Source organism: Haloarcula limicola, assembly GCF_010119205.1.
Classification (GTDB): Archaea; Halobacteriota; Halobacteria; order Halobacteriales; family Haloarculaceae; genus Haloarcula; species Haloarcula limicola.
Genome location: NZ_WRXM01000004.1, coordinates 184,055 through 201,189 on the forward strand (window position 1 = coordinate 184,055; position 17,135 = coordinate 201,189).

Consider the following 17,135-nt stretch of genomic DNA (forward strand, 5'->3'; position numbering starts at 1 on the left):
AGCGAAGTGAGCGGTCCGTGTCGGCTCGACTGCCCCCGTTTTTCCCGGACGTACACCGTCTGAGAACGCGCAGTTCGGGAGGGAAAACGTCGCACACGTTAGACCGAGCATAGGACGCCCGAAACCCCCGAATTTCGGGGCCGTGACGGTTATCAACCCTTATATGGAAGTACCACTAACCGTCGCACGATAGGAGATTCCGGAATGAGTAATCCATGGATCGCCATCGGGGCACTCGCGGTCGTGGGGCTCGCCATTCCCGTCAGTATGATGACGGTGTCGAGTCTCATCCGTCCGCGCGTTCCCGAACAAGGCAAAACGGCTACCTACGAGTCCGGCGAGGTGCCGACCGGCAGCAGCCAAGAGATCAAGTTCAATATCCAGTACTACATGGTCGCGCTGCTGTTCGTCGTCTTCGACATCGAGACTGTCCTCATCTTCCCGTGGACGGTCATCTACCGCGACGCGGTCGGTGCGGTCGGTATGTCGAAGATTCTGCTGCCGATGGTCGCGTTCATCGGCGTGCTCGTCGTCGGTCTCGGTTGGGCGTGGCGAAACGGCGCAGTTCGGTGGGTGCGCAGCCCGCGCGCCACCAAGGGGGCAGACACATATGAGTAGTGACAAAACACCACCGGCGGTTGAGGACGTATCGACGCAGGAAGCCCGAATGGGTGAGGGCGCAGACGACCGATTCAACTCGACGCTGCGAGAGGCGTTCGGGTCGACGCCGTTCATCCTGACCAAGTTCGACAAGTTCATGAACTGGGTCCGGGGTTCCTCGATGTTCATGCTGCAGTTCGGGATCGCCTGTTGCAGCATCGAGATGATCAGCACCTACGCTATCAAACACGACCTCGACCGCTTCCACGCGGGGGTCCCGCGCGCGTCGCCGCGACAGGCCGACGTCATCGTCGTCCCGGGGACCATCGTCTCGAAGTTCGCCCCCCGGATGAAGCGCGTCTACGACCAGATGCCCGAGCCGAAGTTCGTCGTTTCGATGGGCTCCTGTACCATCTCCGGCGGCCCGTTCCAGGAGGGGTACAACGTCATCAAGGGCGCCGAGGAGGTCATCCCGGTCGACATCCACGTCCCCGGGTGCCCGCCCCGCCCCGAGGCGCTCATCTACGGCATCGCCAAGCTCCAAGAGCGCATCGCGAACGGCGAATCCTCGCCCGTGACGGTCAAACCGTACGAACTCGAACAGTTCGGTGACTTAGAGCAGGACGAGCTCGTCCAGAAACTCGCCGACGACATCGACGAGGACGACCTCGTGATGCGGTACAACTGGGACGATTCGCCATGAGCCTGGAGAAACCCACACCCGGCACGACGAGCGAAGTCGGCGTCACCGACGACGGTCTCGACTACGACGCGCTGGCCGACCTACTCGGCGGCCACGTGCTCGACCGCGAGACCCACGTCAACGCCGAGGGGTTCGTCATCCGGCCCGACGAGGTGCAGGAGGTCCTCTCGACGCTGAAGACCGAAGCCGGCTTCGATCACTGTGCCTGCGTCACGGCACAGGAGTACGACGACCGTTACGAGTCGATCTATCACCTCCGGAAGTACGACGACCCCACGCAGGAGCTGTCGATCGTCGTCCCCTCGCCGAAGGACGACCCCCACAACGAGTCGGCCGCCCGCGTCTACTCGACGGCCGACTGGCACGAGCGCGAGGCCTACGACCTGGTCGGCATCGACTACGACGACCACCCGGACCTGCGGCGCATCCTCCTGCCCGAGACGTGGCAGGGTCACCCGCTGAGCCAGGACTACAATCAGGACCAACCGCAGATCGTCACGCTGCGCGAGAACGCCAACCCGCTGCAGGACGACCACCGCAGCGCGGACGACCCGGACACGATGTTCGTCAACATCGGTCCGCACCACCCGGCAACCCACGGCGTCCTGCACGTGAAGACGGTGCTCGACGGCGAGCAGATCGCCGACATCGAGTCCGACATCGGCTACCTCCACCGCTGCGAGGAGCAGATGTGTCAGAACGGGACCTACCGGCACCAGATCATGCCGTATCCCGACCGGTGGGACTACGTCTCCGCCGGTATCCTCAACGAGTGGGCGTACGCGCGCGCAGCCGAGGACCTCGCCGACATCGAGGTGCCCGAGTACGCGCAGGTTATCCGGACGATGTCCGCCGAGCTGTGCCGTATCGCGGCGCACATGCTCGCGCTCGGGACGTTCGCGCTGGACGTCTTCGGCGACTTCACCGCCACCTTCCAGTACGCGTTCCGCGACCGCGAAGTCATCCAGAACATCCTCGAAGACCTCACCGGCCAGCGCCTGATGTTCAACTACATGCGCCTCGGCGGGGTCGCCTGGGACCTGCCGGAGCCGCGCGAGGAGTTCTTCGAGAAGACTCGGGACTTCCTCGACGACATGCCGCACAAGCTGGAGGAGTACCACGACCTCATCACGGGTAACGAGGTCTTCCAGATGCGGTGTGTCGACACCGGCGTTCTCTCTCCCGACCAAGTCAAGCAGTACGGCGCGACGGGCCCCGTTGCACGCGCGTCGGGCGTCGACTACGACCTGCGCCGCGACGACCCCTACGGCTACTACGACGAGCTCGACTGGAACGTCGTCACCGAGGAGGGCGGCGACAACTTCAGTCGCGTCCTCGTCCGCATGCGCGAAGTCGAGGAGTCGGCTCGCATCATCGAACAGTGCGTGGACCTCCTCGAACAGTGGCCCGAAGACGAACGCGAGATACAGGCCAACGTCCCCCGGACGCTGCGTCCGGACCCGGACCGGGAGATCTACCGCGCCGTCGAGGGGGCGAAGGGCGAACTCGGCATCTACATCCGCTCGGACGGCACGGACAAACCCGCTCGCTTCAAGATCCGTAGCCCGTGCTTCTCGAACCTCCAGACGCTACCGGAGATGTCCCAAGGCGAGTACATCCCGGACATGATCGCCTCGCTCGGTAGCCTCGACATCGTGCTCGGGGAGGTCGACCGCTGATGCAATCGGCCCCGCTTCCGGAGACGCTGGCGGAACTGCTCGGCCTCGACCCGAACAACACGCTGGTCATGATCGTGATGAGCCTCATCGGAGCGGCCCTCATCGGGTCGCTGATGATGACGAACACGGCGCTGGCCGGCCCGTGGGCGAAGCGGAAGATCACCGCCGCGTTCACCGACCGCATCGCCGTCAACCGCATCGGCCCGTTCGGCCTGGGCACCATCCCGGCCGACGCGGTCCGCCTGCTCTCGAAGGAACTCATCGTTCCCGAGGGCGTCGACCGACCCGCGTGGGACCTCGCGCCACTCATCATCGCCAGCACGGCGCTGCTCGGGTTCGCGGTCATCCCGATGGGCAGCGGTCTCCACCTCGCGGACCCCGAGGTCGGTCTGGCATACGTGTTCGCGACGGCCTCTATGGCCTCTATCGGGCTTATCATGGCCGGCTACGCCTCGAACAACAAGTACTCCTTCCTCGGCGGACTGCGCGCGGTCGCACAGAACATCGCCTACGAGATCCCGCTCATCCTGACCGGTGCCTCGGTGGTCATCTTCGCCGGCTCGCTCCAGATGAGCGAGATCGTCGCAGCACAGACCCAGCCGCTCATCGGGCCGCTGCCCTCGTGGTACGCGTTCGTCAACCCCTTCGCGTTCGTGCTGTTCATGATCGCGAACCTCGCGGAGGTCGGCCGGAACCCCTTCGACATCCCGGAGGCCCCGACCGAGATCGTCGCCGGGTACCAGACGGAGTACTCCTCGGTGTACTTTGTCCTGATCTACCTCGGGGAGTTCATCCACATCTTCCTCGGCGGCGCGATCATCGCCACCATCTTCCTCGGCGGCCCGGCCGGGCCGGGACCGGCGAGCCTCGGCTTCATCTGGTTCATGGTCAAGATCTGGGGCGTCTTCCTGTTCACGCAGTGGGCGCGTTCGGCGATCCCGCGCGTGCGGATCGACCAACTCATCGAGATCGGCTGGAAGGGGATGTTGGTGCTCTCGCTCGCGAACCTGCTACTGACTGCGGTCATCGTCGGGGTGATCGCCTGATGGCGATTCGCGCACCGACGACCACAACCGGAGGTAACTAACTATGATCGGCATCCTGAAATCCATGGCAACGACGATGAAACACGCCCTCGACGGGGAGACGTTCACGGTGGAGTACCCGGAAGTCGCCCCCGAGGTGAGTCCCCGCTTCCGCGGCGTCCACAAGTGGAGCCAGGAGCGGTGTATCTGGTGTCGGCAGTGCGAGAACGTCTGTCCGAACAACACCATCCAGATCGTGATGGACGACCAGCGAAACGGCGAGGAGTACAACCTCCACATCGGCCAGTGTATCTACTGTCGCCTCTGTGAGGAGGTCTGTCCGACCGACGCCATCCTGCTGACCCAGAACTTCGAGTTCACGGCGGACACGAAGGACGAGTTCGCCTACGACAAGGAGCAACTGAAGAACGTCCCCTGGTACAAGGACATCGACCCCCTCGAGTCCCGCGAACCCGACCGAGGCGCGTGGATCGGCGAGGGCGAAGGCGAAATCGACTATCAGTAGTCGGCCCGTCTCGCGGCTCGCTTTTCCGGCTCTCGCGGCATTTTCATAATCAAACTGTCATTTCCTTGCTCACGGACCACCGTATAGGGCGGTCCGACCCCTCCCGATTCCGAGACGAAAGAGGAATCTTCAAAGGGACGCCGCAAAGAGTCTCAAGATAAGATGGGACTGTACGAGTCAATCGCGTTCGCGCTGTTCGCTCTGGTGACGGTGAGCAGTGCGGCAGGCGTCGTGTTAGTTCGGGACGTCTGGCACTCGGCGCTGTTACTGGGTGTGTCACTGGTCAGCGTCGCCGTGTTCTACGTCCTGAACCAGGCGGCGTTCGTCGCAACGATGCAAATTCTGGTGTACGTCGGGGGCGTCCTCGTCCTCATAACCTTCGCGGTGATGCTGACCCGCGAGGACGAATCCGTCATCGAGGTGGCACGATGACGAACCGACCGGAACTCAACACCGAAGGGAACTACGTCGCGGGACTCGCCGCGGTCGCGCTGTTCGTCGTCCTCGGAGCGGTCTTCGTCGGCGTCTCCTTCCCGACGCCGGCCGGGTTCGGTGAGGGTGCCGCCATCACGAAGAGTCTCGGCGCGGCGATGTTCGACATCGCGCCCGGCGCGCTGATGGGCGAGGGCGAATCGGCCGTGCCGAGCGAAGGGTTCCTCGTCGCCTTCGAGGTCATCGACGTCGTCCTCGTCGCCGCGCTGGTCGGCTCGATCATGCTGGCCCGCCGCGAAGAAGCCGGCGATATCGTCGGTCTGGGCGTCGGTGACGACGACGACGACACCGCCGTTGCCGCCGACGGCGGCGAGGAGGTCGAGACGGGGGGTGACGACGCGTGATTCCCGCGCAGTGGTACCTGCTGCTCTCTGCGGCCGTGTTCTGTATCGGCCTCTTCGGTATCCTCACGCGGCGGAACGCACTCGTCTTCCTGATGTCCGTCGAGCTGATGCTGAACGCGGCGAACATCAACTTCGTCGCGTTCTCGCTCCAGCACGGCAACCTCACCGGACAGGTGTTCAGCCTGTTCACGATGGCGCTGGCCGCCGCCGAAGTGGCGGTCGGGGTCGGCATCATCCTCGTGCTGTACCGCAACTTCACAGACGTGGACGTGACGAAGGCGACGACGATGAGGTGGTAAACAGATGGCTGCATTCACATACGCTCCGGCGATCGTGTTGCTCCCGTTCGTATCGTTCCTCGTCGCGCTGTTTGCCGGCGACCGCATGCCGAAAGGCGGTGCGCTCGCGGGCATCGCCGCGACGGGCGGTTCGTTACTGCTGTCTATCTGGGTCGCGCTGACCGTCGCGGGCGGCAGCGTCCACAACGAGTTCATCTACACGTGGGTCGCCGGCGTGGAGTCGCTGCAGTTCCGCTTCGGCCTCCTGCTCGATCCGCTCTCGGCGCTGATGTTGCTCATCGTCTGTCTCATCTCCTTCCTCGTCCATATCTTCTCGCTCGGGTACATGAACGACGAGGACGAGACCGGACTCCCGCGTTACTACTCCGGTCTCGGCCTCTTCACCGCGAGCATGCTCGGGTTCGTCGTCGCCAACAACCTGCTGATGGCGTTCATGTTCTTCGAGCTCGTGGGCCTGTGTTCGTACCTGCTCATCGGCTTCTGGTTCCGCGAGGACGGACCGCCGAGCGCCGCGAAGAAGGCGTTCCTCGTCACCCGCTTCGGTGACTACTTCTTCCTCATCGGCGTCGTCGGCATCTTCGCGACCTTCGGGACCGGGCTGTTCGCTCCCGTCACGCAGGGCGGCGAAGTGGTCGCCGAGAGCTTCCCGGTGCTCGCCGAACACGCCATCGTCGACGGGGAGACGGAGGCCATCGGCATGCTCGACACCGTCGGCCTCGGTCCGCAAGCGTGGTTCACGGTGCTCGGGTTGCTCGTCCTCGGTGGCGTCATCGGCAAGTCCGCGCAGTTCCCGCTTCACACCTGGCTCCCGGACGCGATGGAGGGTCCGACGCCCGTCTCCGCGCTCATCCACGCCGCGACGATGGTCGCGGCCGGCGTCTATCTCGTCGCTCGGATGTACGGCTTCTACGCGCTCTCGCCGACGGCGCTCGCGGTCATCGCGCTGGTCGGCGGTTTCACGGCCCTGTTCGCGGCGACGATGGGGCTCGTGAAACAGGAGATCAAGCAGGTGCTCGCGTACTCCACCATCTCCCAGTACGGCTACATGATGCTCGCGCTGGGTTCCGGCGGCTACGTCGCCGCCGTCTTCCACCTGACCACCCACGCCGTGTTCAAGGCGCTGCTGTTCCTCGGTGCCGGGTCGGTCATCATCGCCATGCACCACAACGAGAACATGTGGGACATGGGCGGCCTGAAAGACGAGATGCCGGTGACCTACTACGCGTTCCTCTCCGGGTCGCTGGCGCTCGCGGGGATCGTTCCGTTCGCCGGCTTCTGGTCGAAAGACGAAGTGCTCTACGAGGCGCTCATCCACGGGTTCGGCAGCGAAGGCGGCCTCGGGACGGCGTATCTCCTCGCGTACGCGATGGGGCTACTGGCCGTCTTCTTCACCGGCTTCTACACCTTCCGGATGGTGTTCCTCACCTTCCACGGCGACGCTCGTTCGGATACCGCGCGCAACCCCCACGGCGTTCGCTGGAACGTCAAGGGACCGCTGGCGGTGCTCGGCGTGCTGGCGGCGACGGTCGGGTTCATCAACATGAAGCCCGTCGCCGAGCTCACCGGCGCGCACATCGACTTCCTGCACGCGTGGCTCCTCGGACCCGAGGAGGGCGGCTGGCCGGCGGCGCTCAACACCGGACTCCACCACTACGAATTACTACTCGAAGAGGTCGCTGGCGTCGGCGCGGGATACCCGCTCGGCGAGACGACGACGCTGCTCGCTTCCGCCGCCGTCTCGCTCGGCCTGGCGCTCGCCGGTGCCGGTGCCGCGACGGCGCTGTACCGCGGTTCCAGCCCGACCGAGCACACGGACAAACTGGGCGGTCTGAAGACGCTACTCATGCACAACTACTACCAAGACGAGTATCAGGTGTGGCTCGCGACGGGTGCCACCTACCCGCTCTCGCGCGCGATGGACAAGTTCGACCAGGGCGTCGTCGACGGCGTCGTCAACGGCGTCTCCAGCGTCAGCCTGCTCGGCGGCAGCCGGATGCGACGGATCCAGTCGGGCGTCGTCAACAACTACGCGACACTGCTGACGCTCGGACTCGTGCTCCTGTTGGCGGTCTTCGGCTTCGTCGGGGGGTGGTTCTAGATGTGGATCGCCGCGCTGCTGGCGGTGACACTCCTCGGTAGCGTCGGCGTCATGCTGACGCCGGACCGCTACGCCGGGAAAGTCGCGGCGGCCGTCAGCGCCGTGCCCGCGCTGGCGAGCGTCTACATGTACTACGTCTTCCTGACCCAGAACGGCGGGGCGGGCAACGCCCTGCTGTCGCCGGAAGGCATCGCGTTCGGTCAGCAGGTCCCGTGGATCGACCTCGCCGGCTACAGCATCTCCTACTACGTGGGACTGGACGGCGTCAGCATGCCGCTGCTGACGCTGACGACCGTCCTCACCTCGCTGGCGATCGTCTCGGCGTGGACGCCCATCTCCGAGCGTCAGTCCCAGTTCTACGGCCTGATGCTCCTGATGGAAGTGAGTCTCATCGGCGTCTTCGCGGCGCTGGACTTCTTCCTCTGGTTCGTCTTCTGGGAGGGCGTGCTCATCCCGATGTACTTCCTCATCGGCGTCTGGGGCGGCCCCCGGCGGAAGTACGCCGCCATCAAGTTCTTCGTCTACACGAACGTGGCCTCGCTGGTCATGTTCGCGGGCCTGTTCGCGCTGGTGTTCAACACCGACCTCACGTCGCTCGCGCTCCCGGCGATGGCCGAGGCGTTCCGTAACGCCTCCGGGCTGCCCGAGTTCGCCGGCATCGGGCTCGCGACGATCTCCTTCGTCCTGATGTTCGTCGGCTTCGCGGTGAAGGTGCCCGTCTTCCCGCTGCACACGTGGCTACCCGACGCTCACGTCGAAGCCCCGACGCCGGTGTCGGTGATGCTGGCCGGCGTCCTCCTGAAGATGGGGACCTACGCGCTGCTCCGGTTCAACTTCACGATGCTCGCCGAGACGGCGCGGGCGCTCGCGGTCCCGCTCGCCATCGTCGGCGTCGTCAGCGTCATCTACGGTGCGATGCTGGCACTGGCACAGCGCGACCTCAAGCGCATCGTCGCGTACTCCTCCATCTCGTCGATGGGATACGTCATCCTCGGCCTCGTCGCCTTCACGCCCCACGGGATGGGCGGGGCGACGTTCCAGATGGTCGCACACGGCCTCATCTCGGGGCTGATGTTCATGACCGTCGGCGTCATCTACAACACGACGCACACGCGGATGGTCGGCGACATGTCCGGCCTCGCAGACCGGATGCCCTGGACCGTCGGCATCTTCGTCGCGGCGGCCTTCGGCTACATGGGGCTGCCGCTGATGGCCGGCTTCGCCGGGGAGTTCCTCATCTTCCAGGGCGCGTTCGACGCGGCGACGCTCGGTAGCGCCGCGCCGCTGTTGACCTCGCTCGCTATGTTCGGTATCGTCATCGTCGCCGGCTACCTGCTGTGGGCGATGCAGCGCACGCTCTTCGGCGGCTTCCACCTGGAGACCGACTACGAGGTCGGTCCGGCGGCGTTCCACGACGTCGCGCCGCTGGCCGTCCTCCTCCTGTTAGTCATCGCGCTCGGCGTGGCCCCCGACCTCTCCTACGATATGATTCAACACGCGATCGCGCCGCTCACCGGAGGTGGTGCATAGATGGTTCAACTGCCCACGTGGGCGGCCCTCGCCCCGGCACTCGCGCTCGGTGTGACGGCGCTCGCCCTGCTGTTGATCGACAGCGTCGACCCCGACACGACCAACACGGGTCTGCTTGGCGGCGTCTCCGTCGCCGGGTCGCTGGTCTCGCTGGCCTTCGCCGTCTGGTTCATCTTCGGCGGCACCGGCATCCCGCAGTCCGAGGGCGGTCAGGGAGTCGCCACGCTGTTCAACGGCCAGTTGGTCGTCGACCAGATGGCGCTGTTCTTCATGATCATCGTCGCCAGCGTCACCGCGCTCGTGACGCTCGCGAGCACGGACTACGTCAGAGAACACGCCTATCAGGCCGAGTTCTACGCCCTCGTGTTACTCTCGGCATCGGGGATGGCAATCCTCAGCGCCGCGAACAGCCTGGCGACGGCGTTCGTCGCGTTCGAACTCGTCTCGCTGCCGTCGTACGCGCTCGTCGCGATCCTCAAGGACAATCGCGGGAGCGTCGAGGCGGGTCTGAAGTACTTCCTCATCGGCGCGGTGTCCTCGGCCGTCTTCGCCTACGGCATCTCGCTGGTGTACGCCGCGACGGGCGTCCTCCGGTTCGACGCCATCGCCGCGGCCATCGATAGCGGTACCGTCCAGACGGTCGCCGACGGCTCCATTCAGGCCCAGTCGGCTCAGGTGCCGGCGTCGATACTCGGCGTCGGCATCCTGATGGTTCTCGGCGGCATCGCGTTCAAGATGGCCGCCGTCCCGTTCCACTTCTGGGCACCGGAGGCCTACGAGGGGTCGCCCGCACCCGTCGCGGCGTTCCTCTCGTCGGCGTCGAAGGCCGCCGGGTTCGTCCTCGCGTTTCGCGCCTTCGCCGTCGCGTTCCCCGTCGGCGCGCTCACCGCCAGCGGCGACGTCATCAGCTGGTTCGTCGTCTTCCAGATCCTGGCGATCGTGACGATGTTCGTCGGGAACTTCGCCGCGGCTACCCAGGAGAAGGTCAAGCGGATGATGGCCTACTCCAGCGTCGGTCACGCGGGCTACGTCCTCATCGGCCTGGCCGCGCTGTCGGCCTCCGGCGACGGGATGGCCTTCAGCATGAGCGCCGGGATGGCCCACCTGCTGGTCTACGGCTTCATGAACACCGGCGCGTTCCTGTTCATCGCACTCGCGGAGTACTGGGGCGTCGGCCGCCGCTTCGAGGACTACAACGGCCTCGGGCGGCAGGCCCCGCTGGCCTGCGCCGCGATGACCATCTTCCTGTTCAGCCTCGCCGGCCTGCCCATCGGCGGCGGGTTCTTCTCGAAGTTCTACCTCTTCTCGGCGACGCTGAACGTCGGCGCGTGGACGCTCGCTGCCTCGCTGGTCATCAACAGCGCGCTGTCGCTGTTCTACTACTCCCGGGTCGTCAAGGCGATGTGGGTCGAAGAGCCGACGGGTGAGCGCTCCATCGACTCGTACCCGACCGGTCTCTACACCGCCATCGTCGCCGCGGCCGTCGTGACGGTGCTCCTGATCCCCGGCTTCGGGACCGTCTCGGACCTCGCGATGCGCGCGGCAGAGCTACTGTAGCTCGTAGACGAAGACGCCGCCGCTCGCTCGTTTTTTCACGCGGCCGTCCGCTTCTAGGACGTCCAGATGGCCGACGGCCTCGCTCATTCCCGAGAAGTACTCCGTCGCCGGGAGGTCGCCGAACAGCGCCGTCATCACGTCCGCCGGCGTCGTCGCGCCCTCGCTCACGATGTCGGCCACTTCCTCGCTTCGCTGGTCGTGCTCTTCTAAGATGACGTCGATGCGCTCGGCCGGCGATTCGACCGGTTCGCGGTGGCCGGTGAGGAATCGGTCGTGGCCCTGTTCGCGGAGCCAGCGGAGCGAGTCGTTGAACGCCGGGAGGACCCGGGGTCGCTGCCCGCCGCGGTCGGTCGGTGGCTGGAGAAAGGGGTTGGGCGTGATGTCGCCGAGGACGTTGTCGCCGACGATGGCCTCTCGCCGGCCGTCGGTATCGTACGAGAAGATGCACTCGCCGACGGCGTGCCCGGTGACCTCGTCGACCGTGAGCGGTTCGTCGTCGACCGTCACCGTGTCGTCGCTCTCGACCGTTCTATCCGTGGCGACGCTCTGAGCGTAGGCGAGAAACGCCTCCGGGAGCTGCGTGACCGCCTCCGCGGTCTCTCTGGAGATGCCACACCGCTCGAAGAAGTCCGCGAAGTACGCCTGTTCGTACCGCAGTCGCGCGCCGAAATCGTCCATAATCTCCGCGGCCTCCGGGGTGGCGACGACGCGCGCGCCTTCGCTGCGGAACCGCGCCGCCAGCCCGAAGTGATCCGGATGGGGGTGGGTGACGAGCACCTGCGTGACGTCCCCGGGTGCGAGTTCCCTGGCTTCCAGGGCTTCGAGCAGTCGTGACCACGCCTCTTCGCTGTCCGGCCCCGGGTCGACGACGGTGCGGCCCGCGACGTAGGCGTTGACGGCACCGACCTGGAACGGCGTCGGGATCGACACCCGTGTGAACATACCGCGACGTATCGCCCGGCGACGCAAAACAGTTCGTACACCCGGGACCCTGCGTAAAGGATTTATCTGTCCTCAGCGAAAGAACAGATATGAACAGGCACTTCGAAGACACCCGATACTACCTCGAGCGCGCTGTCGAAACGGCGAGCAAAGGCGTCAGAGCGGAACTCGAACCGGTCGAGACGCGAGTCCGCGACTTGATAGGCGTGGAGAGAGAGGCCGAACCGGACAGAGTGGAGAGAGTCAAACGCGACCTGACCGACCTCCAGACGAAGGCCGGTGAGAGGGGCGAACGCGTCATCGCCGACGCCCGCGAAAAGGTGGGCGTCCATCGGCAGAAAGACCGGACCGAGGCGTAGTCGGAACGCAATTCTTAATGTAACCGGTCGAATAGCCACAGGTGCACCGGGTTGGTGATCTAGTCCGGTTATGATACCTCCTTCACACGGAGGAAGTCGGCGGTTCAACTCCGCCCCAACCCACTCATTCTCTGGTCGTCTATCAAAGAGGTGAAACCACCGCCGTCTTGCGATTCGGTGGACACCTCGCAAACCAATTCACACGGACTGCGGGTGGTACCCTCTGAAACCACCAGACGGCAGACAGGCTATCATTAGGGAGATCCGCGCGCAATAAAAAAAAACTTCGCCGCAACCCGGGGAGGCCCCTTTGTAGCAGCCGGAAACCGCGCTGAGTTATATCCCCCAAACAAGCAACGAGCCAACTATGTTGTCCTGATTGACATTCTAACCACTAACGTTTTATCAACCTACAAGAGATTACGATAAAATGGGTCTACTGGATAGGTTCGGGGGTACAGGGTTGAAGTGGGAGTGTGATACTTGCGGTGAAATTCATAGTTCGAATCCTGAGAGATGTTCTAAGTGTGAGGGCACGGTCTTTACCCAGCATCGTTCAACCTCGGCAAGCACGTCTTCTTCCACTTCTTCACCATCGTCTGGACAATGGTACTGCAAGAAATGTAACTACGTCCATGACCGGAAACCATTCACATGCGATGAGTGTAATGCATCAACGCTTGCACCCTATCAAGATTATTCTGAGACAATTGATGTGCCAAAAGAAACCACCAATGGAAACGGCTTATCGTGGAAACTCACACTTGCTATCATCCTTGTTGCTACTGTCGCACTTATTTTCACTACCAGTATATAGTCCTGTCACAAGCGAGTCTTCAGTCGGCTCAACTCCGCCTCAACCCCCATTTTGTCGCGAACAATCCGTGAACGGCAAATGTATTCAGGGAGTCTCGCTCCGGTTCAACTCCGTCCCATACACTACTTGCTGATCCGAACCGTTCTACGGTGGAGATTGTGGTGTTTCACACTCGGATACCCGGTTTAGCAACGTCGTAGTAAGGCCGCTCCAGTTCGAAGCGACACCGTGGCAGACGAACATCCCAGACGAGCGGTCCTCCGGTGGGCGGGTGGACTCACCGCGGTCGGCGTCGCCGGTTGCTCGGGCGACGGCGACACCGGTAGCGGGACACCGGCCGAGAGCACCGACACAGAGACGGCGACGGCGGAACAGACCGAGACTGAAACCGAGACCACGACCCCTGAACCAACGATGAGTACTGTCTTTCACTTCGCTTCGGACACCGACGAACAGCAACACGCGCTCAACAACGTGGCGAACCTGCTCGCCGACGACTCGACGGAGGTCGAAAACGTCGTCCTCGTCGCCAACGGCGCGGGTATCAAACTACTGGCGGAGTCGACGTCGGAACAGCCCGACCGCGTGCGCTCGCTCGTCGAGGACGGCGTCTCGTTTCGCGCCTGTCAGAACTCGATGGACGCGTTCAGCATCACCGAGTCCGAGCTGATCGACGGCGTCGAGACCGTGCCCGCGGGCGTCGGCGAGCTCACGAAACTGCAGGCCCGCGAGAACTACGCGTACATCGAGACGCCCTGAGAGGGATCCGACGTACCGGCGGCCGTCGACGACCGCTTCTCTCGCCTTAGAGGCCCAGTCTGTCCCGCAGGCCGCCACCGGACTCGGATTCGTCGCCTGCTGGCTCCCAGTCGGTCGGTAGCTCCGCGGCCAGCTGTGCGACCTCCTCGTCGTCGAAGCGCGGGTCGTCGCTGGCGTCGTCGAGCCAGCCGGCCCACTCCTCGTCGGTCAGCAGTCCTCTCGAGTCGGCTTCCCACTGGTCGACCAGCGCCTCGCGGTCGGGGAAGGGGACGTCCATCCCGCTGTCGCCCCAGTACAGCGGCGAGAGTTCGAAGGCGTGGTCGCCGTCGCTCCAGACGAGGCGATACGGGTAGTCGTTGTAGAGGAACACGTCCTCGGGCGAGACGACGTCGCCGTTCGGCAGTTCGAGCGTCTCGGGCATAGCACCACCTAAGCGCGTCTACCGTTTCAGGATTACGCGGCCGAGCGATGAAAGTGGCGGTCGAACCAGTCGAACCGGCCGGTTGCGGTCTCAGTACTCGTGGAGCGGTCGCTGTCGGATCTTCCGGCGGAGTTCCCCGAGCGGGGGTTCCCCGTCGCCGACGAACTGCTGGCAGACCGCGTGGACCTCCTCGCGGGAGATCTTGACGTTCCCCTCCTCGATGACGTCGGCGGGCCGCTGACGGAGCTCTCGGATGGTGCCGACGGCGAGCAGGAACGGGATGGCCCACGCCGAGAGCTTGTTGCCGCGGGTTTCGGGCATCGCCTTGAGCCACGTCTGTGCGCCGTCTAAGTAGCCCTCGGCGCGATCGGTGACCTGCTCGATGACCGGCACCAGCGAGTCGGTGTGTGCCGGGTCGCCGACGTCGTTGTGATCTAGTCCCTGCTCAGCTAGAAGTTCTAGCGGGAGGTAGACGTTGTTCTCCTCCTCTAAATCGGTGGCGGCGTCCTTGGCGACGTTGACCAACTGGAGGAGGAGGGCGAACGCGCGGGCGTTCTCCTCCATCCGCGCGACCTGCTCGTCGGTCGCCTCGTGGGAGACGAGCCCGGTGACGAGCGTGCCGACGGTCCCGGCGGCGTACCAGCAGTACTCCTCCAGTTCGTCGAGCGTCTGGATGCGCAGGCCGCCCTCCTCGGCGTATCGGTCGACGAACATCGCCATCCCGTCGACGAGTTCGCGGACCGGCTTTCTGATGGTTTCGAGCGAGGAGCGTTCGAGCGAGCGGAAGACGCCGACCGCGCGGGAGGCGTTGTCGACCACTTCCCAGTCGGCGTTTCTCGTCCCCGGAAGCCACTGTTCGGCGGCGTCGTCGAACGCCCGGACCGAGGCGTCGGCGGCCGGGTCGAGCGTCCTGCTGTAGAGACGGAGGAGCTCCGCTTGCGCCGCCGGGGGGATGTGTCCGGCGTCCTCGATGGTATCGGCGACTCGGCAGAGGAGATATCCGACGCAGATGTCGCGGGCCATCGGCTCGTCGAGTTCCGAAATCGTGAGGCTAAACGTCCGTGACACTCGGTGGACGGCGTCGTAGCACCACGCAATGTCTTCTTGTGACGACCGGCCAGTATGGTTCTGAGACATTCCCGTCATCCGGCGTAGGGCGTACTGCGATAAAAATGGGGCGGCTGCGAGGGCGACGAATCGCGGGTCGCGGGAACCAGCGGGCGAGGAAGCGCCACGCCTAAACCGCTCTGCGCGCTACCTCCACGTATGACCGCCTGGCGTGCGGTGGTGAGCGGCCGATGAATCGCAACGACGCACTGGCGCTGGCGGGAACCGTCGCCGCCATCATCATCGTACCCGGTCTCGCCAACGGCTTTCTCTCCCAGCTCGGCTACCCCTGGGTCGGCAGCGCCGTCTGGGCGCTCGGGTACGGCCTCGGCATCCTCTTCGTCTGGTATCAGTGGGTCCGGCCGCTGAACATCCACGCGCCCGAGGGCGTCGGCCGCGCCGACGGTGACGAGTCGGCCGAGGAGTGAACCCGCGGCAGTCGCCGACGGTCCCCTCGGAGTCTGCGAAATTCAGATACAACAGCTGTTGTAGTCGTCCGAAACGTCTATCCCGGTCGTGGACGCAGACGGAGCCATGACCGAAGACTCACTCGACGGCGGCGCGCCCGGGTTTCGCGCTCGTTCGGGCTGGACGCGAGCGCAGGCGAGCGGTATCGAACGCACGGACGAGACGGTGGCTCCGGTCTTCTATCCGCCCGAGAACGATCAGATACCCCACGTCCACATCTGGGACACGTGGTTTCTGCGCGAGCGCGACGGGACGCTCGCGGAGGTCGAGGGCTATCGCGTCTGCTTCTCGCTGACCGCGCCCGCCGACCTCCTGCCGGGGAAGCGACACGACGTGGCGACCATCCGCTGTTTCTACTCGGCGGACGGCCGGAACTGGCACGACGCCGGCCCGGTCTTCGAGGAAGCGCTGGGCCAGCGCCAGTGGGCCGGATCGGCGCTGTACGACGACGGCTCGGTCTACGTCTTCTATACGGCTGCGGGCCAGGACGACGCCGAGGAGCTCACCTACGCCCAGCGCATCGTGGGCGCGGGCGGCGGCACCATCGACGCCGACGGCGGCTTCGCTCTCCGCGGGCCGTGGACCCACCACGAACTGCTCTCCCCGGACGGCGAGCGCTACGAGCGCGAGGACCAGTCCCGCGGGATGATCTACACCTTCCGGGACCCGTGGTTCTTCGAGGACCCCGAGACGGGCGAGACGTGGCTCCTCTTCGAGGCGAACTCCCCGGTCCCCGAGGGCAGCGACGCCTGTGACGGCGACGTCGCTCAACAGGAGTTCAACGGCAGCGTCGGCGTCGCTCGCTCGCCCACCGGCGACCCGCTGGAGTGGGAGCTCGACGACCCGCTCTTAGATGCCGTCGGCACCAATCAGGAACTCGAACGGCCCCACGTCGTCTACAGGGACGGCCGCTACTACCTCTTCGTCTCCAGTCACCTCCACACGTTCGCGCCGGGGTTGGAGGGATTCGACGCGCTGTACGGCTTCGTCGCCGAGGACTTCCGCGGCGAGTACGTCCCGCTGAACGGGTCGGGGCTGGTCGTCACGAACCCCGAGAACGCGCCGTTCCAGTCGTACTCGTGGATGGCGTTCGCCCACGGCGACGAGGTGCTCGTCCAGAGCTTCTTCAACTACTTCGACTTCGCCGGGCCGGTCCTCGACGACATCGCACACCTCTCGGAGGCCGAGCAGATGCGGCGCTTCGGCGGGACGCTCGCGCCGACGCTCCGCCTCGACGTGGACGGGACTCGCACGCGTATCATCGGGAAGCTCGGCCACTGGGAGATCCCGATGGCCGGCGAGTCGCTGCCGCCGACGGAAGCGGAACTGATTCGGCGAGCGCGCGAGGACGACGGAGCCGGCGCGAGTGAGCGGTATCACGGCGGTAGCGACGACTGACTCCGATCGGG

The 17,135-nt window shown here is 64.9% G+C and carries 18 protein-coding genes and 1 tRNA gene; 16 read left to right on the forward strand and 3 right to left on the reverse strand.

The window, feature by feature from the left end; all coding sequences use genetic code 11:
- Positions 1 to 204 precede the first annotated feature (204 nt).
- The 11 genes from GO488_RS17790 to GO488_RS17840 all read left to right on the forward strand — a co-directional run bounded on the left by GO488_RS17790 (position 205) and on the right by GO488_RS17840 (position 10,853).
- The gene (locus tag GO488_RS17790; protein WP_162319193.1) at positions 205 to 618 is read left to right on the forward strand and encodes an NADH-quinone oxidoreductase subunit A; all 414 of its coding nucleotides are present in this window, start codon (positions 205 to 207) and stop codon (positions 616 to 618) included.
- A complete protein-coding gene (locus GO488_RS17795) occupies positions 611 to 1,303 on the forward strand; it encodes an NADH-quinone oxidoreductase subunit B (protein WP_162319194.1) in 693 nt (230 codons plus the stop codon). Before GO488_RS17790 ends, GO488_RS17795 begins: the two co-directional genes overlap by 8 nt.
- Positions 1,300 to 2,982, forward strand: coding sequence for an NADH-quinone oxidoreductase subunit D (locus tag GO488_RS17800; RefSeq protein ID WP_162319195.1), 1,683 nt, complete (start codon positions 1,300 to 1,302; stop codon positions 2,980 to 2,982). The genes GO488_RS17795 and GO488_RS17800 overlap by 4 nt, the downstream gene beginning before the upstream one ends.
- Positions 2,982 to 4,028 (forward strand): complex I subunit 1/NuoH family protein, encoded by a 1,047-nt coding sequence (locus GO488_RS17805; RefSeq protein WP_162319196.1) that lies wholly within the window; start codon positions 2,982 to 2,984, stop codon positions 4,026 to 4,028. The genes GO488_RS17800 and GO488_RS17805 overlap by 1 nt, the downstream gene beginning before the upstream one ends.
- 43 nt (positions 4,029 to 4,071) lie before the next feature.
- Positions 4,072 to 4,533 carry a NuoI/complex I 23 kDa subunit family protein gene (locus GO488_RS17810; RefSeq protein WP_135304486.1) on the forward strand — a complete coding sequence of 154 codons (462 nt, stop codon included), beginning with the start codon at positions 4,072 to 4,074 and terminating at the stop codon, positions 4,531 to 4,533.
- 162 nt (positions 4,534 to 4,695) lie between these two features.
- Positions 4,696 to 4,965, forward strand: coding sequence for an NADH-quinone oxidoreductase subunit J (locus GO488_RS17815; protein ID WP_162319197.1), 270 nt, complete (start codon positions 4,696 to 4,698; stop codon positions 4,963 to 4,965).
- Complete coding sequence (locus GO488_RS17820; RefSeq protein ID WP_162319198.1) at positions 4,962 to 5,369, forward strand: NADH dehydrogenase subunit 6; 408 nt, start codon at positions 4,962 to 4,964, stop codon at positions 5,367 to 5,369. The genes GO488_RS17815 and GO488_RS17820 overlap by 4 nt, the downstream gene beginning before the upstream one ends.
- Positions 5,366 to 5,668, forward strand: a complete 303-nt coding sequence (gene nuoK, locus GO488_RS17825) for an NADH-quinone oxidoreductase subunit NuoK (RefSeq protein WP_162319199.1) — start codon at positions 5,366 to 5,368, stop codon at positions 5,666 to 5,668. Before GO488_RS17820 ends, nuoK begins: the two co-directional genes overlap by 4 nt.
- Positions 5,669 to 5,672: 4 nt before the next feature.
- The gene (gene nuoL / locus GO488_RS17830) at positions 5,673 to 7,766 is read left to right on the forward strand and encodes an NADH-quinone oxidoreductase subunit L (RefSeq protein ID WP_162319200.1); all 2,094 of its coding nucleotides are present in this window, start codon (positions 5,673 to 5,675) and stop codon (positions 7,764 to 7,766) included.
- Positions 7,767 to 9,296 (forward strand): complex I subunit 4 family protein, encoded by a 1,530-nt coding sequence (locus tag GO488_RS17835; RefSeq protein WP_162319201.1) that lies wholly within the window; start codon positions 7,767 to 7,769, stop codon positions 9,294 to 9,296.
- A complete protein-coding gene (locus GO488_RS17840; RefSeq protein ID WP_162319202.1) occupies positions 9,297 to 10,853 on the forward strand; it encodes an NADH-quinone oxidoreductase subunit N in 1,557 nt (518 codons plus the stop codon). It abuts the gene before it with no gap.
- On the opposite strand, the gene GO488_RS17845 is transcribed toward GO488_RS17840, so the two are convergent.
- Positions 10,845 to 11,795 carry an MBL fold metallo-hydrolase gene (locus GO488_RS17845; protein ID WP_162319203.1) on the reverse strand — a complete coding sequence of 317 codons (951 nt, stop codon included), beginning with the start codon at positions 11,793 to 11,795 and terminating at the stop codon, positions 10,845 to 10,847. The two genes, GO488_RS17840 and GO488_RS17845, sit on opposite strands and share 9 nt — an antisense overlap.
- An 89-nt stretch (positions 11,796 to 11,884) precedes the next feature.
- Here GO488_RS17845 and GO488_RS17850 point away from each other — a divergent pair, with 89 nt between their 5' ends.
- The 3 genes from GO488_RS17850 (at position 11,885) to GO488_RS17860 (ending at position 13,730) form a co-directional block, all read left to right on the forward strand.
- Positions 11,885 to 12,154: a DUF7553 family protein gene (locus tag GO488_RS17850; RefSeq protein ID WP_162319204.1), complete on the forward strand. Its 270-nt coding sequence runs from the start codon at positions 11,885 to 11,887 to the stop codon at positions 12,152 to 12,154.
- Between the two features lie 48 nt (positions 12,155 to 12,202).
- A tRNA-Val gene (locus GO488_RS17855) sits at positions 12,203 to 12,277 on the forward strand.
- Between the two features lie 922 nt (positions 12,278 to 13,199).
- Positions 13,200 to 13,730: a DsrE family protein gene (locus tag GO488_RS17860; RefSeq protein WP_162319205.1), complete on the forward strand. Its 531-nt coding sequence runs from the start codon at positions 13,200 to 13,202 to the stop codon at positions 13,728 to 13,730.
- 46 nt (positions 13,731 to 13,776) lie between these two features.
- On the opposite strand, the gene GO488_RS17865 is transcribed toward GO488_RS17860, so the two are convergent.
- Both GO488_RS17865 and GO488_RS17870 read right to left on the reverse strand, forming a co-directional pair.
- A complete protein-coding gene (locus GO488_RS17865) occupies positions 13,777 to 14,151 on the reverse strand; it encodes a hypothetical protein (protein ID WP_162319206.1) in 375 nt (124 codons plus the stop codon).
- A gap of 90 nt (positions 14,152 to 14,241) precedes the next feature.
- Positions 14,242 to 15,288, reverse strand: a complete 1,047-nt coding sequence (locus GO488_RS17870) for a phytoene/squalene synthase family protein (RefSeq protein ID WP_174242509.1) — start codon at positions 15,286 to 15,288, stop codon at positions 14,242 to 14,244.
- A 161-nt stretch (positions 15,289 to 15,449) separates the two neighbouring features.
- Between GO488_RS17870 and GO488_RS17875 the strand changes: the two genes are divergently transcribed.
- A complete protein-coding gene (locus GO488_RS17875; protein ID WP_162319208.1) occupies positions 15,450 to 15,686 on the forward strand; it encodes a DUF7996 family protein in 237 nt (78 codons plus the stop codon).
- 106 nt (positions 15,687 to 15,792) lie between these two features.
- Entirely contained in the window at positions 15,793 to 17,124 is a 1,332-nt protein-coding gene (locus GO488_RS17880; RefSeq protein ID WP_162319209.1) for a glycoside hydrolase family 68 protein, read from the forward strand.
- Positions 17,125 to 17,135 lie beyond the last annotated feature (11 nt).